Raw genomic sequence first — 24,631 nt, forward strand, 5'->3', positions numbered from 1 at the left:
GCCCACTGCACAGGCAAGCGCCACGCAATGTCCGCTCCACTTCCCGATTTCGGCTCCGGCCGCGTCATCGTCGTTGGCGACGTGATGCTCGACCGCTACTGGCACGGTTCGACCAACCGCATCTCGCCCGAAGCGCCCGTACCCATCGTCAAGGTCGAACAGGATGAATTCCGCGCCGGTGGCGCCGGCAACGTGGCGCTCAACATCGCCTCGCTCGGCGGCCAGGCCGAACTGGTCGGCCTGATCGGGCGCGACGAAGCCGGCGCGCTGCTGAAGAGCCGGCTGACCGAATCCGGCGTGGAGTGCCGCTTCATCGAAGCGCCGAGCCACCCGACCATCACCAAGCTGCGCATCATCAGCCGCCATCAGCAACTCATCCGCCTCGACTTCGAGGAAAGCTTCGCGGTGCTCGATTCAGCCGGCGTCGAAGGCGCCTTTGAGGCGGCCCTGCCCGGCGCCGGCGCGGTGGTGTTGTCCGATTACGGCAAGGGCACGCTGGCGCAGGTCGGCTCGTTGATCCGCGCTGCGCGGGAACAAGGCGTGCCGGTGGTCGTCGACCCCAAGGGGACTGACTTCGGACGCTATTGCGGCGCCACCGTGATCACCCCGAATCTGTCCGAGTTCGAAGCCGTCGTAGGCCATTGCGCCGATGACGGCACCCTGGTGTCGCGCGGCGAGGCGCTGCGCGAAGCGCTGGACCTCGAAGCGGTGCTGGTCACGCGCAGCGAGCGCGGCATGACGCTTTTGCAGCGCGGCCGCGAAGCGCTGACCCTGCCGGCACATGCACGCGACGTGTTCGACGTAACCGGCGCCGGCGACACGGTGGTTGCCCTGCTCGGCCTTGGGCTGGCCAGCGGGCAGTCACTGGCCGAATCGATGATGCTGGCCAACGTCGCGGCCGGCGTCGTCGTCGGCAAGCTCGGCACGGCCAGCGTCAGCCCTGAAGAACTCGCACGCGGCCTCGAAAACGCACCCTCCGGAGAATCAGCATGATCATCGTTACCGGCGGCGCCGGCTTCATCGGCAGCAACATCGTGCAGGGCCTCAACGCCCGTGGCATCGACGACATCCTGGTCGTCGACGATCTGTCCGACGGCCGCAAGTGCCTCAACCTCAACGACGCCGACATCGCCGACTACATGGACAAGGACGATTTCATCGCCCGCATCCGTGGCGGTCAGGATTTCGGCGCGGTCGAAGCGATCTTCCACGAAGGCGCCTGTTCCTCCACCACCGAGTGGGACGGCCGCTTCGTGATGGGCGTGAACTACGACTACACCAAGGCCCTGCTCGACTGGTGCGCGCCGACCCGCGTGCCGCTGATCTACGCCTCGTCGGCTTCGGTGTACGGCATGGGCCCCAACTTCCGCGAAGCGCGCGAGTTCGAGCAGCCGCTCAACATGTACGCCTACTCGAAGTTCCAGTTCGACTGCCACCTGCGCCGCATGCAGCACCGCCTGGAAGGTCAGGTCGTCGGGCTGCGCTACTTCAACGTGTATGGCCCGCGCGAACAGCACAAGGGCTCCATGGCCAGCGTGGCCTATCACTTCTACAACCAGATCCGCGAGAACGGCCGGGCACGCCTGTTCGACGGCATTGAGGGCTATTCCTCGGGCGGCCAGCAGCGCGACTTCATCCATGTGGACGACGTCGTCGCCGTGAACCTGTGGCTGTTCGACAACCCGCAGGTTTCGGGCATCTTCAACCTCGGCACCGGACGGGCTCAGACTTTCAACGAGGTCGCACAGGCTGTGATTGACTGGCATGGCTCGGGCGAAATCGAGTACATCCCGTTCCCTGAGAATTTGAAAGGCCGCTATCAGAGCTTCACCCAGGCCGATATGGGCGCATTGCGCGCTGCAGGCTGCGACCACCGCTTTTTGCCCGTCGAGGAAGGTGTGCCGCGTTACCTCGACTGGCTCAAGGGTCGGGGGCTGTGAGCGAGGTCGAACGCTCCGACGACCGAGACGACGCGCCGGACGGTCCGGTGCGCGGCATCCTCGTTGTCGGCCCGTCATGGGTCGGAGACATGGTGATGGCGCAGAGCCTGTTCAAGCAGCTCAAGGCCGCAGAGCCCAATTGCATCATCGACGTGCTGGCACCCGAGTGGTCGCTGCACATTCTCGAACGCATGCCCGAGGTACGCCGCGGCGTAATCATGCCGGTCGGCCATGGCAAGTTCGAGCTGAGCAAGCGCTGGGCGCTGGGCCGCGAGCTCGGCCAGATCGGCTACAGCCAGGCCATCGTGCTGCCGAACTCCTTCAAGTCGGCGCTAATCCCGGCCTTCGCCGGCATACCGACACGCACCGGCTTCCGGGGCGAAATGCGCTACTGGTTCGTCAACGACATGCGCATGCTGAGCAAGCGCCGCCTGCCGCTGACGGTGCAGCGCTTTGTCGCGCTCGGGCGCGCGTGGAACCAGTCGCTGCCTGATCCGCTGCTGCGTCCGCAGCTGGTGGCCGACACACAGAACCAGATCAAGCTGCGCAACAGCTTCGGCCTGGCCGAAGGGCAACGTGCCGTGGCTTTCATGCCCGGCGCCGAATACGGCCCGGCCAAACAATGGCCGCTGGAACATTTCGCCGCCGTGGCACGCGAGCTAGTGGCACGCGGCATCGAGGTGTGGGTGATCGGCTCCGGCAAGGATACCGAGGCTGCCGACGCAATCGCCCAGGCGGCCGGCGCCGGCGTACGCAACCTGTGTGGCAAAACCACGCTGGGCGACGCTGTCGATCTGCTGGCGATGTGCGAGGCCGCCGTCAGCAACGACTCCGGGCTGATGCACGTGGCCGCCGCGCTGGACGTACCGCTGGTCGCGCTGTTCGGCTCGTCCACGCCGGAGCACACGCCACCGCTGGCCGCGCCCGAGCGCGTGGCCATCCGCTATCTGGCGCTGGACTGCTCCCCCTGTTTCAAGCGCACCTGCCCGCTCGGCCACCTGCTGTGCCTCACCGAGATCACGCCCGCCAGCGTGCTCGACTCGCTGGCCGGTCTGGGCGTGGCGCAACCGGGACGCTGATGCGGGTTCTCGTCATCAAGACCTCTTCGCTCGGCGACGTAATCCATACGCTGCCGGCGCTCACGGATGCGGCCCGCGCGATTCCCGGCATACGCTTCGACTGGGTGGTGGAAGAGAACTTCGCCGAGATTCCGGCCTGGCACCCCGCTGTGGAAAACGTGATCCCCGTTGCGCTGCGACGCTGGCGCCGCAGCCCGGTCACGGCCTGGCGCAGCGGCGAGTGGCGCGCCATGAAGCAGGCCATCGCGGCCAGCCCGGCCGATCTGGTCATCGACGCCCAGGGCCTGATCAAGAGCGCCGTGCTCACGCGCTATGCCACGGCGCCGGTGCACGGGCTGGACCGCGCCTCCGTACGCGAGCCCTTTGCCGCGCGTTTCTACGACACGACACACACCGTCGCCAAAGGCTGGCACGCGGTCGAGCGCGTGCGCGCCTTGTTCGGACTTGCGCTGGGTTACTCGGTGCCCGACGCCGCCTGCGATTACGGCCTGGACCACGCCCGCGTGCTGCGGGACGTGTCGCCGACTTCGCTGCCGACGCTGGTGTTCCTGCATGGCACGACCTGGGCGACCAAACACTGGCCCGAAATGTACTGGCGTGAACTCGCCCGGCAGTGCACCGCCGCCGGCTGGCAGGTGCGCCTGCCATGGGGCAACGAGGCCGAGCGCCTGCGCGCCGAGCGCATCGCCGAGGGCCTGCGCGGAGCCGCCGTGCTGCCACGCCTGAAACTCGCCGGCATCGCAGCCGAACTGGCCGGCGCCTCGGCCTGCGTGGCGGTGGACACCGGCCTCGGCCACCTCGCCGCCGCGCTCGACGTGCCGACCATATCGCTGTTCGGCCCCACCAATCCGGGGCTGACGGGCGCCTGGGGCCCGCGTCAGCATCACCTCGCCTCTGACTTCCCGTGCGCGCCGTGCCTGTCGCAACGCTGCCTGCACACTCCGACGGAAGAGGAAGCCGCGCGCTTCGACCTCGCGCGCGAGACGCCGCTGTGCTTCACACGTCTCCATCCCGACCGCGTGTTTGCCGAGTTGAACGTATTGGTGGCGCACACCGGGCGCCCAGCGCCGGAGGCAGTCGCGTGAATCTCGCCTTCTGCCTCTACAAGTACTTCCCCTTCGGCGGGCTGCAGCGCGACTTCCTGCGCATCGCACAGGCCTGCGTGGCGCGCGGCCACACCGTGCGCGTCTACACACTGGAATGGGAAGGCGAGCGGCCGGAAAACCTGGAAATCAACATCGTGCCGGCGCGCGGGATGACCAACCCGGCGCGCTATCGCATGTTCAGCGATCTGCTTCAGCTCGAACTGCAGGCGCGGCCCGTCGACCGCGTGGTGGGCTTCAACAAGATGCCGGGGCTGGACGTGTATTACGCCGCCGACCCGTGCTACGCCGAGAAGGCCGCCGAGCGGCGCGGCTGGCTGTACCGACTGTCTGGCCGCTTCCGGCATTTTTCAGCCTACGAGCGCGCGGTGTTCGCGCCTGAGTCGCACACCGAAATCCTGATGATCTCGACCGTGCAGCAGCCATTGTTCGAGAAACACTACGGCACGCCGAAGTCGCGCTTCCACCTGCTGCCGCCGGGCATCGCGCAGGATCGCCGTGCGCCGGCCAACGCCGCAGAAATCCGCGCGGAGTTCCGCCGCGAATTCGGCATCGCCGAGCATCAGCGCCTGATCGTGCAGATCGGCTCGGGCTTTCGCACCAAAGGGCTGGACCGCAGCCTCACCGCACTCGCAGCGCTGTCGGACGAGTTGCGCGCACGCACGCGCTTCATCGTCATCGGCCAGGATGACCCGCGCCCCTTCCGTATCCAGGCCAAGGCTGCGCGCATCGAAGAGAACGTCACCATCCTGCCGGGGCGCAACGACGTCCCGCGCTTCCTGCTCGGCGCCGACCTGCTGATCCACCCGGCCTACGCAGAGAACACCGGCACCGTGCTGCTCGAAGCGGTGGTTGCCGGCCTGCCGGTGCTGACCACTGCGGTGTGCGGTTACGCGCGCTACGTCGAGGAAGCCGGCGCCGGCCGCGTGCTGAGCGAGCCTTTCCGGCAGGAGACGCTGAACGCCGCGCTGGCCGACCTGCTCACAAACGACGCCGCGCGCGCTGAAATGGCACACAGCGCGCTGGCGTGGGCCGACACGGCCGACATTTACAGCCTGCCCGAGCGCGCGGCCGACATCATCCTCGACGACGAGGGGCGCTCATGAACTGGCTGTGGCTCGCCCCGCCCTTCGACCGCCTGTGGGCGGATCGCGACCCCTTCGAGGCCGTCGAGGCCCTGCAGGGCGAGACCTTTCGCGAACTGGAAGCCCGCCGCACACTGCGCTTCGAGGTCGAGGGCCGCGCCTATTTCGCCAAGCTGCACCGGGGCGTGGGCTGGTTCGAGATCGTCGAAAATCTCGTACGCGGACGCATTCCGGTGCTCGGCGCCGAAAACGAATATTCGGCCATCCGCCGGCTGGAAGAGCTTGGTGTAGCCACCATGACGCCGGTGGCCTTCGGCCAGCGCGGCGCCAACCCGGCCACGCGCCGCTCTTTCATCATCACCGAGGCGCTGGCGCCGACCATTGCGCTCGATGAGCACTGCCGCAGCTGGCGCGACAACCCACCCAACCCACGCTGGCGACGCGCCGTAATCGAGCGTGTCGCCGACATGGCGCACCGCATGCACGCCGGCGGCGTGAACCACCGGGATTTCTACCTCGTGCATTTCCTGCTGCATCTGGGCCCGGCGCCGACACCGGACGATTTCCGCCTTTCGCTGATCGACCTGCACCGCGCCCAGCTCCGCGCGGCCACGCCGCGTCGCTGGCGCGACAAGGATCTGGCGGCACTGTACTTCGCCTCGCTCGAAGCCGGGCTCACGAACCGCGATCGCCTTCGCTTCGCGCGCGCCTATTTCGGCAAGCCGCTGCGTCAGGTCGCGCGCGACGAGGCGAGCACACTGAGCTTCCTGCAGCGTGAGGGCGAGCGCCTGATGGAGCGCTGGGAGCGCAAGTTCGCGCCGGGGGCAGGCCAGTGAGAACCTGGACGGTCACCGCCGCCTACGCCGACACCCCGGCAGCACAGGCCTTTCCGGGCCTCGATGCGGTGTTTGCGTTGCACGGCGAACACATCACCTCCGACCCGCTGTCGGACGTCACGCGCGTCGAGGTGGCTGGCACCCGCTACTACATCAAGCGCTATACCGGTGCCGGAAAGAACCCCCTGCGGCGCTGGTTCGCGCGACCGCGCGTACGACTGGAATGGAAGAACCTGCGCGCCTTCGCAGCCTGGGGCATTCCCACGGCAAAGCTGGTCGGCTATGGTCTGGAGCGCCGCAACGCCGGTTTCGTGCGCGGCGCCCTGATCACCGAAGAAATTCGCGACACCATGGACATGGCACGTCTGGCAAACAACCGGGATTCGAGGCTGCGCGATGCGGCGTGGGTAGATGCCGTGTCCCGCCAGATCGCCGACATCACGCGCACCATGCACGACCACCACTTCACGCATAACGACCTGAAGTGGCGCAACCTGCTGGTGACCTCGGGCGAAACCCCCACCGTATATCTGATCGACTGCCCGAGCGGCATGCGCTGGATCGAACCGTTTCTTGGCTATCGCATCGTCAAGGACCTGGCCTGCCTCGACAAGGTCGCCAAGTACCAGCTCACGCGCACCCAGCGGCTGCGCTTCTATCACCATTACACCGGCCGGCCGCTGCTCAACGCAGCCGACCGCAAGCGCATCCGTCACATCCTGCGCTTCTTCGAGGGCCGCGAATGAGCACCGTCGCCTTGGTCGACGCCGCCACGCTGCGCGCCGCAGGCCGCGACCCGGCCCTGCCATGCCGCTTGCGGCTCGCCGACGGGCGCGAGCTCGAGTTGCAGCGCGCCTTGCGCGTGCTGCCCGGCAAACGCGTTGTGGCAGAAGCCGTACTCGACGGTGAGCGCGTGCTCGCCAAAGTGTTCATCGCCGACGCGGCGGAACGTCATGCGCAACGCGAGCGCGAGGGCATTGAAGCCCTGGCCGCCGCCGGCATCGACACACCCTCCCTGCTCTGGAGCGGCGCGCTCGCCAGCGCCGGCCAAGCGCTGCTGACGCGCTTCCTGCCCGACGCCACCAGCCTCGCCGACCTCTGGCAAACTGCCGCGCGCCCGCCTGGTGACGCCGCCAGCCTTGCACTGCTGGCCCCCATCTTCACGCAGATCGGCCGCATGCACGCCAGCGGCCTGACGCAGAGCGATCTGCATTACGGCAACTTCCTGTTCGAGGCGGGGCGCACCTGGGTCATCGACGGCGACACGGTCGAACGCCACAGCGCGCCGCTGGCCCCCGAGCTGGCAAGCGCCAATCTGGCCATCCTGCTGGCGCAGCTGCCGCCGGCGTGGGATGGCTGTGTGGACGAGTTGCTGCGCCCCTATGTGAGTGGCGGCGGCGCCCTCCCCAGCGTCGTGCAACTCACGGCACAAATCGAAGACGTACGGCAACGCCGTCTCGACGATCTGCTCGACAAGGGTCTGCGCGACTGCACGCTGTTTTCCGTGACCCGGCGCTTCACCCGGTTTTCGTCCGTGGTGCGCACTGAGGCGGCTGCGCTGTCACCGCTGCTGGCTGATCTGGACGGTGTAATGGAGCGCGGAGCGCTGCTCAAGGACGGGCGGACGGTTACGGTTGCCCGAGTGCAGCTCGGTGAGCGCCACCTGGTCATCAAACGCTACAACATCAAGGGAACGACGCACGGCCTGTCGCGCATGTTGCGGCCGAGCCGGGCATGGCAATCGTGGCTGGCAGCCATCCGGCTGCGCTTTTTCGGCATCGATACGCCGCGTGCTCTGGCCATGATCGAGGAGCGCTTCGGCCCGCTGCGGCGCAGGGCCTGGCTGGTGACGGAGTGGAATCCCGGTGTTGAACTGAACCATGTGCTGGAGGCGGATCAGCTGCCCGATGACGATCTGGCGATGGCGTTGCGCGCGACCTTCGGGACGCTGGTGCGCGAACGCATCCAGCACGGTGACCTGAAGGCCACCAACCTGTTGTGGCACGCCGGGCGCCTGAGTCTGATCGACCTGGATTCCACGACCGCCTACCGCACGTCAGAGGCATTCAACCGCGGGTGGGCACGCGACCGGGCCCGGTTGCTGCGCAACTGGCCGCTGGACAGCACGCTCGTGCGCTGGCTCGATGCCAACCTGCCGCCCGCCGCGCAATGAGGGCGTGCATGTTCCGGACGCCCGGCCAATCATGAGCACGCTGTTGTGGCTTCCGCTCGCTACGCTGCTGGCCGCGCTCGGGCTGACCGGGCTGGTGCGCCGCTATGCCTTGGCGCGCCGCCTGCTCGATATGCCGGGGGAGCGCAGTTCCCATACGCAGCCCACGCCGCGCGGAGGCGGCGTCGCGATGGTCGCCAGCCTTGTCGCTGCGCTGAGCGTACTGAACGGCATGGACTTGCTTGAGCCGGCCGCATTCGTCGCGCTTGCCGGCGCCGGCCTGATGGTTGCGTTGATCGGTTTCGCCGACGACCATCGTCCCGTTGCGGCGCGCTGGCGTCTGCTGGTGCATTTTGCGGCGGCCGCCTGGGCCCTGTACTGGCTTGACGGCGCGCCGCCCGTGGACCTGTTCGGCTTTGAACTTGGGCCCGGGCTGATCAGCACCGCTGTCTTCACGCTGTATCTGGTGTGGCTGCTCAACCTGTACAACTTCATGGACGGTATCGACGGCTTGGCCGGGGTCGAAGCGGTGTGCATTGGCGTTGGCGGCTCGGCGCTGCTCCTGCTCGCTGGCCAGCCTGGCGCTGCAATCGCGGCCCTGTGCCTGGCCGCCGCTGCCGCCGGTTTCCTGGCCTGGAATCTGCCCCCTGCACGCATCTTCATGGGCGATGTCGGCAGCGGCTTTATCGGTATCGTGGCGGGCGGTCTGTCGCTGTACGCGGCACACTTCGACCCTCAGTTGCTGTGGGCCTGGCTGATCCTGCTCGGGGTATTCGTGACAGACGCCAGTTGCACACTCCTGCGGCGCCTGTTGCGCGGCGAGGCGGTGCACGAGGCGCACCGAACGCATGCCTATCAGCGCGCTGCGCGCCACTTCGGGGCGCATCTTCCGGTGACCGCCGGCGTGGCGGCGATCAACCTGCTGTGGCTGCTGCCACTGGCACTGTTGGTCGCGATGGCGAAGCTTGACGGTGGCGTTGCGCTGCTCATCGCCTATGCTCCGCTGTTGCTGCTGGCAAGGCGCTTTGACGCCGGCGCAGCGTAGTCACCGCGCCTAGCCGCAAGCGCCAGCACATCGACAACCGACACTCTCGCGACATCCAATCTTCCTCAACTGACTCATGGCCCTTCAACAACTCGCCGAACGCACACTGACCCTGCCCCGCGCGCTCAAACGCATCATCGTGCTGGCCGTTGACGCAAGCCTGTGCGTGCTCACCGTCTGGCTGGCGTTCTATCTGCGACTCGACCAGTGGATCGCACTATCGGATCACTCGGCCTTCCGCCCGCTTGTCGCCGCCCTGTGCTCGGTGGCGCTGGCGCTGCCGGTGTTCATCGTGTTCGGCCTGTATCGCGCAATCTTCCGCCATTCCGGCCCGGCCTCACTGCTCACGGTGCTGCGTGCCGGTGCGGTCTATGCACTGCTCTACGCCGCGACGTTTACGGCCATCGGCGTGCCCGGCATCCCTCGCTCGATCGGCGTGCTCCAGCCTGTACTGCTGATCCTGGCCGTCGCGGCCTCGCGCAGCCTTGCCTATGCCTGGCTCGGCGGCATGTATCACGCACGCTTGCGCGCAGCGCCCGCCCGCCGGGTGCTGATCTACGGCGCAGGCTCGGCCGGCCGGCAACTGGCCGCTGCGCTGTCCAGCGACCGCGACATGCAGTTGCTGGGGTTCATCGACGACGACCCGCGACTGCACGGCCAGGTACTCAACGGCCAACCCATCCATGGCCCGGAGGAACTGGCGGCACGGGTGCGCAAACTTGAGATCAGCGACGTCCTGCTGGCATTGCCCTCGATCAGTCGCAAGCGGCGCAACGAGATTCTCGACGCCATGCTGGCCGCGCAGGTCTCGGTGCGCACCCTGCCGTCGCTGGATCAGCTCATGCACGGCAGCGTGCACGTCAGCGATCTGCGCGAACCGGATGTGGCGGATCTGCTCGGCCGCGACCCGGTCGCGCCTGACCCGGCCCTGATGGAGCGCAATACGCGCGCCAAGGTGGTGCTGGTAACCGGCGCCGGCGGATCGATCGGCAGCGAGCTGTGCCGCCAGATTCTCGCCGCAGAGCCGCACACGCTGGTACTGCTCGAACGCTCCGAGTTCGCGCTGTACAGCGTCGAGCAATCGTTGTCGGCACTCGCCGGCCACGCCAGGCTGGTGCCGGTGCTCGCCGATGTCGCAGACGCCATGCGCATCAACGAAGTGCTGGCGGCGTGGCAACCGGACACGATCTACCACGCCGCGGCCTACAAACACGTGCCGCTGGTCGAGAACAACCCGGGCGAGGGAGTGCGCAACAACGCCCTGGGCACTCAGGTGCTGGCGCGCAGCGCGATGCGCCATGGTGTTGCCGACTTCGTGCTGATCAGCAGCGATAAGGCCGTCCGCCCGAGCAGCGTGATGGGCGCGTCCAAGCGGCTGGCCGAGATGATCCTGCAAGCGTTCACCGCCGACGCCTTGGCCCAGGGGCAGTCCTCCACCCGCTTCAGCATGGTGCGTTTCGGCAACGTACTCGACTCATCCGGCTCGGTTGTTCCGCTGTTCCGTCGGCAGATTCACGGCGGCGGCCCGGTCACCGTCACGCACCCGGACGTAACCCGCTATTTCATGACCATCGACGAAGCCGCCCAGCTGGTGATCCAGGCCGGCGCGATGGCGCGCGGTGGCGACGTCTTCGTGCTCGACATGGGTACGCCGGTGCGCATCACCGACCTGGCCCGCCGCATGATCGAACTGTCCGGCCTGATCGTGCGCGACACGGCGCATCCGGACGGCGACATCGAGATCACCTATACCGGCCTGCGCCCCGGCGAAAAGCTATTCGAGGAATTACTGCTGGGCAACGACACCGAAGCCACCGCTCACCCGCGCATCCTGCGTGCGCACGAAGCTCACCCGCAACTCGCGCAGCTCGAAATTGCGCTCGATGAAGTCGCCGCGACAGCCCTCAACGGCGACGCCGCACAGGTCCGCGAGGCCTTGCGTGCGCTCGTGCCCGAATACACTCCGGCGACGGCCCAGACCGCATGAACGAACACAAACCTCTCCCGACTCGTCTTCGCGCACTGGCCAGCAGGCTGGACCCGGCATGGATGGCGTTCTGCGCCAGCCTGCTGCTTTCTGTGATTGCAATCTCGGGCAGCGTCGCACCGAACAACGACGGCATGCTGTACGTCGAGGCTGCGGTGGCCTTCCAGCAAGACGGGCTGGCCGCCGCGCGCTCGATCTTCGATTGGCTGGCTCTGCCGGTGCTGATCGCCACGCTGTCTTCGTTGAGCGGTCTGGAGGCCCAGGCAGCGGCCCACGTGCTGTCCTCGCTGCTGCTGGCCGGCACCTGCGCAATGGTCGTGCTGTGCGCGCGGGAACACTTTCCGCAAGCGGGCTGGGCTGCTTTCGCCATCGCCATCGCCTTGCCCTCGCTCAATGCCTACCGCGACTACATCATGCGCGAGCCGGGGGCATGGTGCTTTGTGCTGCTGGGGCTCTGGCTGGTCTTGCGAGCGGCGCGCAGCAGCTCGTTGCTGCCGCTGATCGGCGCGCAAGCAGCCATCTGCGTGGCGGCGCTGTTCCGACCGGAATGCCTGATCTTCCTGCTCGCACTGCCATTGTTCGAGTTGACCCGCGTCCGCGGAAGCCGCGTGGCAATGCGCGTAATAGTGTCTTCAGCAGGCCTGGCAGCGGGCGCAGCGGGGCTGATCGCGCTGTGGGTGGCGGGCGAACTGGCGCCGGGCAGCCGCCTGGCAGTACAGATTGCTTCGGCCAACCCCGCCCACATCCTGCAGGACCTTCGCGCGGGAGCCGAAGCCCTCGCGGGTTCGACGCTCAACAAGTATTCGGCGGACGAGGCAGGCACCATCCTGTTCTTCGGGCTGCTGTCGATCCTGCCGATGAAGTTCATCGGCAATCTCGGCCTGTTCTGCATTCCTGTGGCCTACACCCTGCGCGTCGAGCCGCCCCGTGCGCTGCTGCGCCAGACCGCGCTTTTTGCGTGGGCCTTCGCGCTGTATGCGTTGGTGCTGCTGGTCTTTCTGTTCAACAGCTTCTTCCTGACATCGCGCTACGTTGCCCTGCTGAGCTTGCTGAGCTTACCGATCGCCGCGCTGGGCCTGCACGCGCTGATGGCGCGAGGTAGGTGGACGCGCCGGATCATCATCACGCTCATCGCGCTGTTCGCCATTTCCCACGTCGTATCGCTCAGCCCTCCGAAGACGCGTTACACCGACAGCGCTCAGTGGATTCGCGCGCAGGCCCTGCCGGCCGAGCGGATCTACTTTGAACAGCCGACCGTGGCCTACCTGGCCGGCATGGGTTATAGCCAGCGACCCAACGCCGGCCTGGCCGATCGCGACCGGGCGGCCGCTGCGCGAGGGCGCGTGGACCATCTGGTGTTGTCCGGCAAAGCCGACGACGTGGCCGAGCAGCAATGGGCCGCCTCGCAGGGACTGACGCTGATGAAGGAGTTTCCGGACCGGCGGGGCCGCGCGATCCGTATCTACCGCCGCACGGGAGGCTAAACGCCCCCGTCAGCCGCGCACGAAGGTGAGAACCACGCGCTTGAGGGTGTTGGCGTCGAGTACGCTGCCGGCGCGGCTGTGGAAGGCTGCGGCGTAGTACTGGCGACTTTCGCGGTAGCGCCCGCTCTTGAACAGCACGCCGGCAATCGAACGCAAGCGCTCGGCGCGGTACAAGGGTTCGAGGTGCCGCAAGGCTTCCGGCATGTGCTGCGCATCGAACAGCAGGTCGACCGGCCTGAGGCCCGTTGCGAGCACCTTGTCGGCCTGCTCGCGCACGCGCGCAGCATGATCATGGATGCGGCACACGAGGTCATCGATGGCGATCGCGCAGTGCTGGGCGATGACCTTTCCGATCATCACGATATCGGTGTTGTTGCGCAGCCCATCGGGGTAGCGGAAACGCTGCAGCAGCTCGCGCGGAATGACGCTGCTGCAGTGCTGCAGGCCGGTCAGCTTGCGCAGCAGGAACAAGCGCAGACGCGCTTCGGCATCCGCCGGCGCAGCGACCGCCAAGCGACGCCGTTCGCTGTCATCCTGGCCGACCGACACATATCCGCCATAAAAAATGCACGACTCAGCTTCAGGCCCGGCGGCGTCGATGTGACGTGCGAATGCTTCCAGCGCACCGGGCAACAACTCGTCATCGGCGTCGAGGATGCAGACGAAGCGCCCACGTGCGCGTGCGATTCCATCGTTATAGGCACTTGCCTGCCCGCCGTTCTCCCGGCGAATGCTGGTGATGCGTCCAGCATAGGCGCGCAAGCGCTCAGGCGTATCGTCAGTCGAGCCGTCATCGACGACGACAATCTCGTAGTCGTCCAGGGTCTGGCCGAGCACGGAATCAATCGCTCTGGGCACGAAGCGCCCGTAGTTGTACGTCGCAATGACTACGCTGAAGAGTGGCTCGGGGACCAGGACGTCTGTCGGCATCTAAGGGCGGCTGAATGAAGGTGAACGGGGGTGCGGACGGGCGTCCGGCTCAGCCGAGCCTAAACGGGCTGCGCAGTAGGATGTCGATTTTTACACGAAGACACATCGCCATCACTGCGCCCTCAGCCCGCCTTCCCCATCTTCGCGGAACTGCACCGCATGCAGCCGCGCGTAGTGGCCGTCGCGCTCCAGCAGCTCGGCATGCGTACCGCGCTCAACGATGCGCCCCTGGTCCATCACCAGGATCTGGTCAGCCTTCTCGATGGTCGATAGACGGTGCGCGATCACCAGCGTGCTGCGGCCGCGCATGACCTGATCCAGCGCAGCCTGAATATGGCGCTCGGACTCGGTATCCAGCGCGGAAGTCGCCTCGTCGAGAATCAGCACCGGAGCGTCCTTGAGCATGGCGCGCGCAATGGCCAAACGCTGACGCTGTCCGCCGGAGAGCAAGACGCCGTTCTCGCCAACCAGCGTATCGAAACCCTGCGGCAGCCGGTCGATGAATTCACGCGCATAGGCCATTTCGGCGGCATGCTCGACCGCTTCACGCGGCTCGTCATCGAGATCACCGTAAGCGATGTTGTTGGTCACGGTGTCGTTGAACAGGGTGACGTGTTGCGTTACCAGCGCGATGTGACGGCGCAGATTCTGCAAGGTGTAGTCCTCCACATCCACGCCATCGAGCAGAATCTCGCCCTGATCGTGGTGATAGAAGCGCGGGATGAGGCTCGCCAGCGTGGTCTTGCCACTGCCCGAACGCCCGACCAGTGCGACCATCTGGCCCGGCTCGATGGTGAAGCTGACATCGTCGAGCACCTGCGTATCGTGGCCTGGATAGCGGAAACTCAGCTTGCGTACCTCGACGCGACCCTCGACGCGCTCGCGCTCGACCGTGCCGGTATCGGGCTCCACCGGCTCGTCGAGCTGCTCGAAGATACTCTCGGCGCCGGCCAACCCTTTCTGGATCGTGGCGCTGACTTCCGACAGCTGACGGATCGGCTTTGGCAGCAGGCCGGCCGCGGTGATGTAAGCGACCAGATCGCCAGCCGATGAGTCGCCGCGCAGCAGCAGCACGAGAAACAGCAGCACCGCCATCGCGCTATAGGTCACGAACTGCAAAGAAGGGGTGAAGGTGGCGCCGAGCTTCACCATCTTCAGCTGCTTCTTCATGTTGTCGGCACTGGCATCGCGGAAACGCGCGGACTCATAGTCCTCGCCACCGAAGCTGCGCACCACGCGGTAGCCCTGAATCGTTTCGGAGGCGACATGCGTAACGTCACCCATGGCTTCCTGAATCTTGCGGCTCTGCTTGCGGAACTTGCGGCTGGCGCTGGTCACCATGACGCCGATCAGCGGCAGGATGGCCACCATCACAAGGGTCAGCTTCCAGTTCATCCAGAGCAGGAAGCCGAACAGAAAAATCACCGACAGCCCTTCACGAACAACCGTCTTGATGGCGTCGGTGGCTGCACCGGTGACCATCGTCACGTTGTAGGTGATGCGCGAGATCAGGTGGCCGGAGTTGTGCTGGTCGAAATACCCGTTGGGCAAGCGCAGCAGGTTGTCGAACAGCGTACGACGCAATGAATCGACCAGCCCCAGCGAGACCCGCGCGATGTAGTAGCTACCAAGAAAGGAACCGACGCCCTGCCACAGCGCGATGAATACCAGGAACAGCGGCACGGCATGCAGGAACTGCATGCCGGAGAACAGCGGAATGCCGGGCATCACCGCGGCATCCGGGTCCATCAGGCCGTCCACGAAGAACTTCAGCACCGCCGCCATCATGGGCTGCGACGAAGCGAAGATCAGGAAACCAAACAAGCTCAGCGCGAACCACCCAATGAAGGGCTTCACGTAGCCAAGCAGCCGCAGGTAGATCCTGAGGGAGGATGCGTTCGGGGGAGATTCGGAGCGCGCCTTGGGCGCGTTGAGGGATTTCATCGTGCGCCGGATGTTAACACGGACCTCCGTCGCGCGCGGGCGGAGGTCCGTACGGTCTGTCAGGCCGCGATCAGACCGCGCATCTTCTGCATGGCCTTGGCTTCGATCTGGCGGATACGCTCGGCCGAAACGCCGTACTCGGCGGCCAGTTCATGCAGCGTGGCGCCGCCGTCCTCGACCAGCCAGCGACGGCGCACGATGTCGCGGCTGCGCTCATCCAGACTGCCGAGCGCATCGTGCAGGCCCTCGTCGCACAAGCGTGCCTGTTCGGCCTGCTCGAGCACTTCGGAAGGCTCGGCATGCGGATCGGGCAAATAGGCGATCGGGGCAAAGGCATCATCTTCGTCCCCGGAGCCCTCCAGCGGCATGTCGCGCCCGGTCAGACGGGTTTCCATCTCGACCACCTCCTCGGGCTTGACGCCGAGCTTTGCCGCCATGGCATCCACATCGTCACGGCTCAAGGTATTGCTGTCGGCCTTCATGCTGCGCAGGTTGAAGAACAGCTTGCGCTGCGCCTTGGTCGTCGCGATCTTGACCAGACGCCAGTTGCGAATGATGTACTCGTGTATCTCGGCCTTGATCCAGTGGATCGCAAACGACACCAGCCGCACGCCGCGCGTTGGATCGAAGCGCTTGACGGCCTTCATCAGGCCAATGCTGCCCTCCTGAATCAAATCCGCGTGCGGCAGGCCGTAACCGAGATAGCCACGCGCAATCGACACCACCAGCCGCAGGTGCGACATCACCAGCTGACGCGCCGCATCCACATCACCCTCATCACGCAACCGGGTCGCCAGCGCGCGCTCTTCCTGCTCGCTCAGCAGCGGAATGCGATTGACCGACTGAATGTACTGGTCGATGCTGCCAGCGGCAGCCGGAACGGGAAAAGACAAGGCGTGAGTCATGTTTGTCCAACCTCCTGTGCGGGGCATTTTAGCACTCGATACTTAGGAGTGCTAAGACCCCGTCAGGTTCCCGTCCTCTGCGGACACACATCCGTTCGCGCGAGACGGTAGACTGCTCGCTGCTTCGACACCTCTTCGAAAAATAGCTTGAAACATATCTCTCAAGACGCATGGATGGAATTGCGCTGCGGCGCAGTGTCCGTGGAAAAAGACGGCCACGGCGAAAAAGTCCTGCTGCAGCCCGATGGCACGTACATCAAGCTCTTCCGTCGGAAGCGCCTGCTCTCCTCGGCCGCATGGAACCCTTATGCGCAGCGCTTTGCCGACAATTCGGGGGCGCTGCAACGGCGGGACATTCCCTGCCCCCAGGTGATCGAAATTTATCGCATCGGCGAGATCGCTCGCGATGCCGTGCATTACCACCCGCTGCCCGGCGAGACGCTGCGCGAGCTGCTGCAGAAGCCGATGGAAGCCATCGATCGCGCTTATCTGCGCATCGCGCTCAATCTGTTCGTGCGCCGGCTGCACGATCTGGGCATTTATTTCCGCTCGCTGCATCTAGGAAACATCGTGATGATGCCCAGCGGCGAACTCGGCCTGATCGACATCTCAGACCTGCGCGTGCATCGGCGTCCACTCAGCATGTTCTGGCGTAAGCGCAACCTCAACCGCATGGAAGGCTTGCCCGAAGAGCGTGAATGGCTCGACCGCAACGTCATTCTCGACCCCAGCCACAAGCCACCGATCGGCCGCCTCAAGTGAAACCCACGCTCAAACACTTTCTGCTGGCCAACCTATCGGCCCTGCTGCGCGGTCGCTTCTTCATGCGCAAGGGGCATCTGCCGCCGACCGGACATCGCGTGCCAGACGGTTTCGCCGGTGTCGGCGTCGCTACCAACGCCGACCCGGCTACCGATGAGGCCGTCATCCGCATCCTGCGTGAAGCCGGCATCCGCCGCGTGCGGCTGGACTTCACCTACGGAGATGGCGACAACTACGTCGCGCGCTTTCTCGAAGCGCTGATCGCCGCCGATTTCGATGTAATGCTGCATCTGGTGCAGCCTGCCGAGGCCGCGCGGGCCATGCCGGCGGCGGACGCTGCCGAAGCATGGCGAAATTTCGTTTCCGAAACGCTGGAGCGCTTCGGTTCTCGCATCGGGATGCTCGAAGCCTGCTCGACGGTCAACCGCAGACGCTGGGCCGGCTATTCGCTGGAAGGCTTCCTCGCGACCTGGCAGGTCGCCCACGAGGAAACGCGCAAGCGCGGCATCACGCTGGCTGGCCCAAGCGTGACCGATTTCGAACCGGTCTGGAACGTCGGGCTGCTGCGCCTGCTGCGCGACCGCAAGCTGCTACCCGACATCCACACCGACAACCTGTTCTCCGAGCGCTGCACCGAGCCCGAGCGCTGGGATCACAAGATCCTCGGCCACACGCTCGCCCCGCTGATACGTTTCAACCTGATCCGCAAGGCCCGCCTGCTGCAGCGTATCGGCGCGGACTTCGGCGTGCCGCGCCTGATGTCGCCCGCCGCGTTCTGGACCCTGCCGCGCATCGAACGCTTCTTGCCCGACAGCGAACAAAAGCAGGCTGATTACCTGTCGCGCTACATGGTGCTGTGCGCCGCCTCGGGCGCACTCGAAGCCGCCTGGTGGGGGCCGTTGGTATGCCATCGCGAGGGGCTGGTAGATGACGGAGAGTTTGCGTACCCGAAGCTCGAACGCATCACGCACTACGCCAGCGTCGACGGCCAACCTGACGCCTTCCGGGCACGGCCCGCTCTTGCAGCCTTTGCAACGTTCTCGCGCACCATTCCCGGCTGTCACTATGAAGGCCGCTTGAGCAATAGTGACGGCCTCGAAGTCCATGCCTTCCGCAACTCGGAAAAGCTGATCCACGTAGCATGGACAACGAATGGCCTCGCCGCCGCGGCTTGCGACCTGTACTCAGCTGACGACCTCGACGCAGCAAGTGCCCTCACGCGTGACGGAGAACCCCAGCTACGCCCTCCTTCACTGATCTCTGAAAAGCTGGTCTACCTTGCTTGGCCAGCAACGCGCCACGTGTCAATACTCGCCTCGGCTGCTCCATTGCCAAACGTGCGCATCCACCGACACGACTCAAGGGTCTTGCACTATGTGCGTGATGCGGCGTGGCACGGCATGGTGCTTGCCGACTCCACAAGCGACGCTGAGCACCTGATCGAAGCGCTGCACCCCACCCGAACGCATCCTCCAGCCGGACGCCAACAGGGCGCAATGCGCTTTGCGCGCAACGTGATCTGGAGCGTACCGGACCCCCGCTCGCCTGAACGAAAACTGGTTCTCAAACAGCCAGTAAAGCATCATCTGCATAAGAAACTGCTCGACCGCCTCAAGCCGTCCAAGGCGCTACGCAGCTGGAACGGCACGATCGAACTGCAGCGGCGCGGAATCCGCGCCGCACCACCCGTGGCTTGGTTTGAGCAGCGGCCACTGCAAAGTCTTACCGGCAACAGTTACATCTGTGAGCACGTCGAAAGCTCCATCCCGGTCAGCCTTGCCTTCGCCTCGATCAAACGTGGCAAGCCCGCTCTGGATATCGCGCCCGAACTCCTGTTCGCAGCACTCGCCCGCTTTGTGTGCAACATGCATGACCGGGGCGTGTACTTCCGCGACCTATCCGGCGGCAACATCCTGATCCAGCAGGACGGCGAGACATTGCGCTTCAACCTCATCGATACAGGCCGGATTACCTTGCATCCAGGGCGCACTCCTCAGCACGAACGCCTGCAGGACCTGATCCGCGTTTGCCACAAATTGCACGAACGGGGACGAGAGAGCTTCATATCCCATTATTTCTCGGTCAGTAGCGGCGAGCCCGGCTGGCGTCTGCGGACCGGCATTTTCCTCTATGACCGCAAGTCCTCGCTCAAGCGAAGACTGCGCAAGAGCGCGCTTTATAAGCGGCTCAAGTTCTAAGCATGCCTTCTACCCCCTCGCTTATACCGCAGCAATCAAAACTCAAGTAATCTCGCAACTCGACCCGCGCGCGCCGGACCTACTCAAGGGCTGGAGGCGAGCGCATCATTCCGGCTTTGTGAGCGCATGACTTCCGACCCCCGCCCGCTCTTCGTAACACGCCCACTGCTACCTCCACTGGAGCAGTTCCTCCCCTACATCGAACGAATCTGGCAAAGCGGCGCACTGACCAATTGCGGCCCCATGCACGCGGGGCTGGAAGCTGCTCTCTGCGACCGACTCGGCATCGGCCGCCTGGCGCTTTTCGCGAACGGGACGTTGGCGCTCGTAACTGCCTTACAAGCGCTTCGGGTCACGGGCGAAGTCATAACGACACCCTACTCATTCGTAGCCACTTCGCACTCTCTGCTCTGGAATGGGATCAAACCGGTTTTCGTTGACATCGACCCGCACACTTTCAACATCGACCCGAAGCGCATTGAGGCTGCTATAACGCCGCGCACTACCGCGATCGTACCGGTGCATTGCTATGGAAGACCGTGCGACACTGCCGCTATCCAAGCGATCGCTGATCGATACAACCTTCGGGTCATCTACGATGCAGCTCACGCTTTCGACATTACAGACGCCGGCGGTAGCGTACTACGCCATGGAGACATGAGCGTCCTTAGCTTTCACGCCACTAAGGTGTTCAGCACCTTTGAGGGCGGAGCCATCATCTGCGCTTCAGACAAGATGTACCAACACCTGAACAACCTTAAAAATTTCGGAATCGAGGACGAAGTATCGGTAACGTCTCTCGGCATCAACGGCAAGATGTGCGAAATATCAGCTGCCTTCGGATTGCTGCAGCTAGAGCATATCGACGCCGCACTGGGAGCGCGCCGTCGCATCGCTAAATGTTATGCGGAGGCGCTCAAGGGCATTGGAGGAATTGAAGTTCCCGACTGGAACACCGCAGCCGAGAACAATGCTGGCTACTTTCCAGTTCTGGTGACCGAGCATTTTCCGCTCACGCGCGATGATCTCCACTCGCGCCTACGTGCCGCGAACATTTTCACCAGACGCTACTTCTATCCGCTGCTAAGCACCTTTCCGATGTACAGCGGACTGCCCTCAGCCAGCGCCGAAAATCTCCCACACGCATCTAAAGCTGCGGACCAAATTCTATGCCTTCCGATCTTCCCGACCATGGCCAGTGACGACGTGGATCGAGTGCTTCTCGCTATCCGTTCACACGCCGGTGCGGAGCGTACGGTGACCCCATGACCGCCTTGCCTATCGTGGTCTTCGGCACCGGCTCCTTTGCGAAGCTCGTCCGTCATTGCCTTGAGCACGACGCCGGACGTCGCATTTCGGCGTTTACCGTGGACCGCCGCTTCATGAACGATCAGCAATGCGATGGGCTCCCAATTGTCGCCTTTGAAGACCTTGCCACGGTGCTTCCGCCGGATCGGGTTGAACTGCTACTTCCAATCGGGGGGGCCAGACTTAACGCCTTGAGGCGAGAAAGATTCAAGCAGGCACGTGACCGGGGGTACACATTTGCCCGCTACGTCTCAAGCAGTGCGAAACTTTGGAGCGGAGCCGAAGTCGGCGAGAACTGCCTCGTCTTCGAGAATGTGACCATCCAGGCGTTCACGCATGTTGGACACAACACCATCATCCGCGCCGGCGCTAATGTGGGCCATCACAACCACATCGGAGACCATGTTTTCATTGCGTCTAGTGCCGTGACGGGGGGGAACGTAACGATTTGCGACGGATCGTTCGTGGGACTTGGCGCCGTTATCCGCGACAATCTCCATATCGGCGCAGATGTGACACTTGGTGCTGGCTCCGTATTGTTATCAAACGCCGCGGCCGGACTGACGTATGTCGGACATCCAGCCAACTCTTCGTCAATTGAGAATTAGAACCGGTGGCCACGCGAGCGATCCATTCGTCGGCCCTGGGCAACCCATTTAAGCCCTAGCACGACTGAGGTCAGCACTTCTCGCACCGCAGTAGCCGCACGATCAATTCGTTAAATCCGAGAGGGCGTCGACTCCACCAAGACAGAATCGGCAGTTTTCGATGATCCAGTCAGTGATGCATCACGTCAGCAAAAGACACTGCTCAATACGGCCAGCGCAGCTTACGCAACAGTCGTATGCGATCAGAAAAACGCACCTCACCGCGCCTCCAAACTTTGAAGATCCACTTGTTGTTGGCGCGAACGATCGGCCTTCGATAACGACGACCGGTCAGAACGTCCAGCTCCTCGAATGAGCGCACTCGCGCACTGGCATGACTGAAGACTGCCGCATCCGATTGCTTGACTCTTGCACTCCAGGACCCAGGAACACGATAGCGATATACCGACATGGTGTCGTTTTGGTAGAGTGCCCCGCCATTCAGCGCGCCAAAAATCTGCAGATAGACATCCGTCATAGCCAGATAGCTTCGAGATGCCATAAATTCGACAAGCTGTTGTGCGGCACGGCGCGAAATCAGGCACGCAGCGGTAGGAATCATTCCTCGATCACGAGCAATCACTGTCTCGACTGGCACACGCTGAGTATCTTGACCATAGACTCCAACCAGCCCATCGTCGGCCCCGTCGCGCACCTTACGGGCAGCGTGAAACACCAATCCGCAACCGCTAACCCGAGCTAGCGCCACCTGCCTAGCGAGCTTGTCAGGGCAACTCCAGTAGTCATCGCCGTCACAGAATGCGACGAACTCGCCTCGCACACGCTCTAGATTGAAGCGATAGGTGCGAACCCCCAAACTGTACTGATTGACCTGAGCAAAGATTGGAAAAATAACCTCGGGATGACGGTCTGCATAGCTCCGAATAATACTCGCGGTGCCGTCATTAGACGCATCATCATAGATCAAAACTTCAATAGGGAACTCTGTCCGCTGCGCGAGAAAGCCCTCAATCGCATCCGCGATATACGGGGCATGGTTGTAGCTGACACAGCAAATGCTCACCACCGGAGACGTCCGCCGCGGCGACAAGGCCGCATCGCCAACGAGCACTTCCAGCACGCGATCCGATTCGCTCATAGTCCTTCCGTCACTTCCAAGTTGACACTTCCGCACGACCCATTCGCTTGCTTCCGCGCTCTCAAGTGCGGTTTTCCCACGGAAAACAGCTATACCGAGGGGGGACAGAAACAAATCGAATGAAAGACTCGAACGCATCAGCTTTGGCAAGGTTCAGAACAAGCAAATCGTCCGGACGCTCACGAAAATAATCAATGACATCCGCGTTGTGCCGTTCATAATGGGCAATGAGCGTGCTACGATCGAACAGATTGTCATCATTGACCCCATACATTTTGTGTCGCTCGTATGCCCATCCGGGGAACAAATAAGTGGCGCCACGCAGATCTTCAGCGGTCGGCTCCCGCCCGTTCTGACCAAACATCTTCGACTGGAAGCGCACGACCGAGTCGCACCACTGCTCTGGGGAGTCGCGCACGGTCAAAATGAACTTGCTCCCGGGATAGGCTAAATCCAAATACTTGAAGGTTCCGGGCAAGCTAAATGGGATATCCTGGAAAACCTGCGCGCTTTCGCAATACGATATGAGCGCGTCGAAATTACCTTGGCGGTAGTGGCGTGCGCAAATCCATTCAGCCGTACGCTGCCGACCAACAACGAAACCGTGATCACGGAAAGCCAGTCCAAGTGAAGTCGTACCGGTCTTGTTACAGCCAATACAGAAAATTTTTGTCCGCCCTTTCACTCGGATCGACTCGTACGCTGAACGGTAGCGACGGCGCACTGACTTTAAAAATCCCATACGATCACCATACCAATAACTTGAGCCCCGCCTCTAACCGCACAACCCCATTTGAAGCGGCTTCGGAACAGAAGGACATCGTCTCACCCAATAATGTAAGCTTGGCGTCGCCCTGAGCGCATCACAGTTGCCTTTGCAAAGAAGCCCCAGGATACTATATCCGCATAGTTGGTACGCCCCGAAAACATGCCGCAGCGAAAATCGACACTGATCGGCGGCCCAACATAAAGCTGGTGCCGCACAACAGCCTCCCTCGTGCCGCCCCTCCTAGTGACTTCGCCCACTGTTTGCCAGCAACTCCCCACCGGACGGGGCGGGCTCCAAACATTACAAAGAGGTGGAAAGATGCCCGATATCCCACGTAAAATCTGGATTTACTGGGATCAAGGGGAAGCCAATGCACCCGCTCTAGTGCGCCTTTGCATTGCATCGTGGCGCGAACACAACCCAAGCTGGGAGCTGATCACACTCGACGCGGAAACAGTGGGCGACTTTGTCACCATAGAGCTCCCCATCCGGGCGATTGAAGAGATGGGGCGCACAAAGAAGTCCAACCTGATTCGGCTTGCGTTACTCACAAAGTATGGCGGAGTGTGGGCAGATGCCACCACGCTTTGCTGCGACTCACTAGACGCGTGGTTACCTGACCTATCAAGCTCTGGCTTCTTCGCATTTCGAAATTCACACGCAGATCGGTTGCTCGCAAACTGGTTTTTGGTAGCCTGCCCCGGAAATCCCCTTGTCGCTGCGCTGCTCGAGCATCACTATGAGTTTTTCGGGCGCCCAGAGATAGGGAAAATTTCTGAAAGATCAAGAAAAACAGTCCAGCGCCTCTCGAAGCTATTCAACCGATCAACCCACACTACTGTTTTTTGGCTTTACCGGCCGGTAACAAAAATACTTAAGGGATACCCGTACTTTATCTTCCATTACATGTTCTCAGCCCTGGTTCATAGTCGCAGTGACCTGCGATCCATCTGGGATAGCACACCAGGCATCCTCTGCCACCCTCACTCTGAGGCCTGCCGACAAGGGCTCTCCAACAAACTCTCCTATATATCTGAGCGGGCCCTGAGCGGAATCCCGCACAGGATGCATAAGCTCAACTGGCGCCATAGCCAAGCGCTCGGCGACCCGGGATCTGTTCTAAGCTTCATGATTCGAACTTACGGCACTCCAGCACTGAAGACGGGCCGCTACTTTGAGCACGCAACGCCAACTTAGTCTTTACAATAGCGCTGGGGAGCCTCAGGGGAAGCACCAATAGCTCTCACTCTGTAGCGGATGTCCAAGCAATGACTTTAACTGTCTTACGGTCTGCAGTCCGCACGAGCGTAAGGTCGGCGCCCGGCCTTCAGTATTTCGCG

General features: G+C 63.5%; 21 protein-coding genes. 16 read left to right on the forward strand and 5 right to left on the reverse strand.

The annotated features are described in order from the left end of the window. The first annotated feature begins 27 nt into the window (after positions 1 to 27). From rfaE1 to AC6H0N_RS02110, 11 genes are all read left to right on the forward strand, one after another. Complete coding sequence (gene rfaE1 / locus AC6H0N_RS02060) at positions 28 to 993, forward strand: D-glycero-beta-D-manno-heptose-7-phosphate kinase (protein ID WP_497572386.1); 966 nt, start codon at positions 28 to 30, stop codon at positions 991 to 993. After that, positions 990 to 1,940 carry an ADP-glyceromanno-heptose 6-epimerase gene (gene rfaD, locus AC6H0N_RS02065; RefSeq protein ID WP_497572387.1) on the forward strand — a complete coding sequence of 317 codons (951 nt, stop codon included), beginning with the start codon at positions 990 to 992 and terminating at the stop codon, positions 1,938 to 1,940. Before rfaE1 ends, rfaD begins: the two co-directional genes overlap by 4 nt. Further along, positions 1,937 to 3,019 carry a lipopolysaccharide heptosyltransferase II gene (waaF, locus tag AC6H0N_RS02070; RefSeq protein ID WP_497572388.1) on the forward strand — a complete coding sequence of 361 codons (1,083 nt, stop codon included), beginning with the start codon at positions 1,937 to 1,939 and terminating at the stop codon, positions 3,017 to 3,019. Before rfaD ends, waaF begins: the two co-directional genes overlap by 4 nt. Further along, positions 3,019 to 4,104: a lipopolysaccharide heptosyltransferase I gene (gene waaC, locus AC6H0N_RS02075; protein WP_497572389.1), complete on the forward strand. Its 1,086-nt coding sequence runs from the start codon at positions 3,019 to 3,021 to the stop codon at positions 4,102 to 4,104. The genes waaF and waaC overlap by 1 nt, the downstream gene beginning before the upstream one ends. Next, positions 4,101 to 5,228, forward strand: coding sequence for a glycosyltransferase family 4 protein (locus tag AC6H0N_RS02080; protein WP_497572390.1), 1,128 nt, complete (start codon positions 4,101 to 4,103; stop codon positions 5,226 to 5,228). Before waaC ends, AC6H0N_RS02080 begins: the two co-directional genes overlap by 4 nt. Continuing rightward, positions 5,225 to 6,043, forward strand: a complete 819-nt coding sequence (gene rfaP / locus AC6H0N_RS02085) for a lipopolysaccharide core heptose(I) kinase RfaP (RefSeq protein ID WP_497572391.1) — start codon at positions 5,225 to 5,227, stop codon at positions 6,041 to 6,043. The genes AC6H0N_RS02080 and rfaP overlap by 4 nt, the downstream gene beginning before the upstream one ends. Beyond that, positions 6,040 to 6,789: a lipopolysaccharide kinase InaA family protein gene (locus AC6H0N_RS02090; RefSeq protein ID WP_497572392.1), complete on the forward strand. Its 750-nt coding sequence runs from the start codon at positions 6,040 to 6,042 to the stop codon at positions 6,787 to 6,789. Before rfaP ends, AC6H0N_RS02090 begins: the two co-directional genes overlap by 4 nt. Then, positions 6,786 to 8,216, forward strand: a complete 1,431-nt coding sequence (locus tag AC6H0N_RS02095; protein ID WP_497572393.1) for a lipopolysaccharide kinase InaA family protein — start codon at positions 6,786 to 6,788, stop codon at positions 8,214 to 8,216. Before AC6H0N_RS02090 ends, AC6H0N_RS02095 begins: the two co-directional genes overlap by 4 nt. 31 nt (positions 8,217 to 8,247) lie before the next feature. Continuing rightward, on the forward strand, positions 8,248 to 9,258 hold the full coding sequence (locus AC6H0N_RS02100; protein WP_497572394.1) for an MraY family glycosyltransferase: 1,011 nt from the start codon (positions 8,248 to 8,250) through the stop codon (positions 9,256 to 9,258). A gap of 76 nt (positions 9,259 to 9,334) precedes the next feature. Further along, a complete protein-coding gene (locus tag AC6H0N_RS02105) occupies positions 9,335 to 11,245 on the forward strand; it encodes a polysaccharide biosynthesis protein (protein ID WP_497572395.1) in 1,911 nt (636 codons plus the stop codon). Beyond that, the gene (locus AC6H0N_RS02110) at positions 11,242 to 12,729 is read left to right on the forward strand and encodes a hypothetical protein (protein ID WP_497572396.1); all 1,488 of its coding nucleotides are present in this window, start codon (positions 11,242 to 11,244) and stop codon (positions 12,727 to 12,729) included. The genes AC6H0N_RS02105 and AC6H0N_RS02110 overlap by 4 nt, the downstream gene beginning before the upstream one ends. 9 nt (positions 12,730 to 12,738) lie before the next feature. Here the strand turns inward: AC6H0N_RS02110 and AC6H0N_RS02115 are convergent, their stop codons facing one another. The 3 genes from AC6H0N_RS02115 to rpoH all read right to left on the reverse strand — a co-directional run bounded on the left by AC6H0N_RS02115 (position 12,739) and on the right by rpoH (position 16,508). After that, a complete protein-coding gene (locus AC6H0N_RS02115; RefSeq protein WP_497572397.1) occupies positions 12,739 to 13,659 on the reverse strand; it encodes a glycosyltransferase family 2 protein in 921 nt (306 codons plus the stop codon). Positions 13,660 to 13,770: 111 nt separating this feature from the next. After that, the gene (msbA, locus tag AC6H0N_RS02120; protein ID WP_497572398.1) at positions 13,771 to 15,603 is read right to left on the reverse strand and encodes a lipid A export permease/ATP-binding protein MsbA; all 1,833 of its coding nucleotides are present in this window, start codon (positions 15,601 to 15,603) and stop codon (positions 13,771 to 13,773) included. A gap of 59 nt (positions 15,604 to 15,662) precedes the next feature. Continuing rightward, a complete protein-coding gene (rpoH, locus tag AC6H0N_RS02125; RefSeq protein ID WP_497572399.1) occupies positions 15,663 to 16,508 on the reverse strand; it encodes an RNA polymerase sigma factor RpoH in 846 nt (281 codons plus the stop codon). Positions 16,509 to 16,703: 195 nt separating this feature from the next. Here rpoH and AC6H0N_RS02130 point away from each other — a divergent pair, with 195 nt between their 5' ends. From AC6H0N_RS02130 to AC6H0N_RS02145, 4 genes are all read left to right on the forward strand, one after another. Next, entirely contained in the window at positions 16,704 to 17,270 is a 567-nt protein-coding gene (locus tag AC6H0N_RS02130; protein WP_497572400.1) for a lipopolysaccharide kinase InaA family protein, read from the forward strand. Next, complete coding sequence (locus tag AC6H0N_RS02135) at positions 17,267 to 19,468, forward strand: lipopolysaccharide kinase InaA family protein (protein ID WP_497572401.1); 2,202 nt, start codon at positions 17,267 to 17,269, stop codon at positions 19,466 to 19,468. Before AC6H0N_RS02130 ends, AC6H0N_RS02135 begins: the two co-directional genes overlap by 4 nt. A 126-nt stretch (positions 19,469 to 19,594) precedes the next feature. Continuing rightward, positions 19,595 to 20,737 carry a DegT/DnrJ/EryC1/StrS family aminotransferase gene (locus AC6H0N_RS02140; protein WP_497572402.1) on the forward strand — a complete coding sequence of 381 codons (1,143 nt, stop codon included), beginning with the start codon at positions 19,595 to 19,597 and terminating at the stop codon, positions 20,735 to 20,737. Further along, positions 20,734 to 21,384 carry an acetyltransferase gene (locus AC6H0N_RS02145; RefSeq protein WP_497572403.1) on the forward strand — a complete coding sequence of 217 codons (651 nt, stop codon included), beginning with the start codon at positions 20,734 to 20,736 and terminating at the stop codon, positions 21,382 to 21,384. Before AC6H0N_RS02140 ends, AC6H0N_RS02145 begins: the two co-directional genes overlap by 4 nt. A 202-nt stretch (positions 21,385 to 21,586) precedes the next feature. Here the strand turns inward: AC6H0N_RS02145 and AC6H0N_RS02150 are convergent, their stop codons facing one another. Together AC6H0N_RS02150 and AC6H0N_RS02155 are read right to left on the reverse strand one after the other, a co-directional pair. Then, entirely contained in the window at positions 21,587 to 22,522 is a 936-nt protein-coding gene (locus tag AC6H0N_RS02150) for a glycosyltransferase family 2 protein (protein WP_497572404.1), read from the reverse strand. Positions 22,523 to 22,583: 61 nt separating this feature from the next. After that, positions 22,584 to 23,246, reverse strand: a complete 663-nt coding sequence (locus AC6H0N_RS02155) for a sulfotransferase (protein WP_497572405.1) — start codon at positions 23,244 to 23,246, stop codon at positions 22,584 to 22,586. Positions 23,247 to 23,609: 363 nt separating this feature from the next. Between AC6H0N_RS02155 and AC6H0N_RS02160 the strand changes: the two genes are divergently transcribed. Beyond that, a complete protein-coding gene (locus tag AC6H0N_RS02160; RefSeq protein ID WP_497572406.1) occupies positions 23,610 to 24,488 on the forward strand; it encodes a capsular polysaccharide synthesis protein in 879 nt (292 codons plus the stop codon). Positions 24,489 to 24,631: the final 143 nt, after the last annotated feature.

It is taken from the genome of Pseudazoarcus sp. NS34, from assembly GCF_059703725.1.

What these genes read in the sequence shown, in the direction of transcription:
- rfaE1 (WP_497572386.1), top strand. Translation starts at nt 28, where the DNA reads ATGTCCGCTCCACTTCCCGATTTCGGCTCCGGCCGCGTCATCGTCGTT.
- rfaD (WP_497572387.1), top strand. Translation starts at nt 990, where the DNA reads ATGATCATCGTTACCGGCGGCGCCGGCTTCATCGGCAGCAACATCGTG.
- waaC (WP_497572389.1), top strand. Translation starts at nt 3,019, where the DNA reads ATGCGGGTTCTCGTCATCAAGACCTCTTCGCTCGGCGACGTAATCCAT.
- rfaP (WP_497572391.1), top strand. Translation starts at nt 5,225, where the DNA reads ATGAACTGGCTGTGGCTCGCCCCGCCCTTCGACCGCCTGTGGGCGGAT.
- AC6H0N_RS02095 (WP_497572393.1), top strand. Translation starts at nt 6,786, where the DNA reads ATGAGCACCGTCGCCTTGGTCGACGCCGCCACGCTGCGCGCCGCAGGC.
- AC6H0N_RS02100 (WP_497572394.1), top strand. Translation starts at nt 8,248, where the DNA reads ATGAGCACGCTGTTGTGGCTTCCGCTCGCTACGCTGCTGGCCGCGCTC.
- AC6H0N_RS02105 (WP_497572395.1), top strand. Translation starts at nt 9,335, where the DNA reads ATGGCCCTTCAACAACTCGCCGAACGCACACTGACCCTGCCCCGCGCG.
- AC6H0N_RS02110 (WP_497572396.1), top strand. Translation starts at nt 11,242, where the DNA reads ATGAACGAACACAAACCTCTCCCGACTCGTCTTCGCGCACTGGCCAGC.
- AC6H0N_RS02115 (WP_497572397.1), bottom strand. Translation starts at nt 13,659, where the DNA reads ATGCCGACAGACGTCCTGGTCCCCGAGCCACTCTTCAGCGTAGTCATT.
- msbA (WP_497572398.1), bottom strand. Translation starts at nt 15,603, where the DNA reads ATGAAATCCCTCAACGCGCCCAAGGCGCGCTCCGAATCTCCCCCGAAC.
- rpoH (WP_497572399.1), bottom strand. Translation starts at nt 16,508, where the DNA reads ATGACTCACGCCTTGTCTTTTCCCGTTCCGGCTGCCGCTGGCAGCATC.
- AC6H0N_RS02140 (WP_497572402.1), top strand. Translation starts at nt 19,595, where the DNA reads ATGACTTCCGACCCCCGCCCGCTCTTCGTAACACGCCCACTGCTACCT.
- AC6H0N_RS02145 (WP_497572403.1), top strand. Translation starts at nt 20,734, where the DNA reads ATGACCGCCTTGCCTATCGTGGTCTTCGGCACCGGCTCCTTTGCGAAG.
- AC6H0N_RS02150 (WP_497572404.1), bottom strand. Translation starts at nt 22,522, where the DNA reads ATGAGCGAATCGGATCGCGTGCTGGAAGTGCTCGTTGGCGATGCGGCC.
- AC6H0N_RS02160 (WP_497572406.1), top strand. Translation starts at nt 23,610, where the DNA reads ATGCCCGATATCCCACGTAAAATCTGGATTTACTGGGATCAAGGGGAA.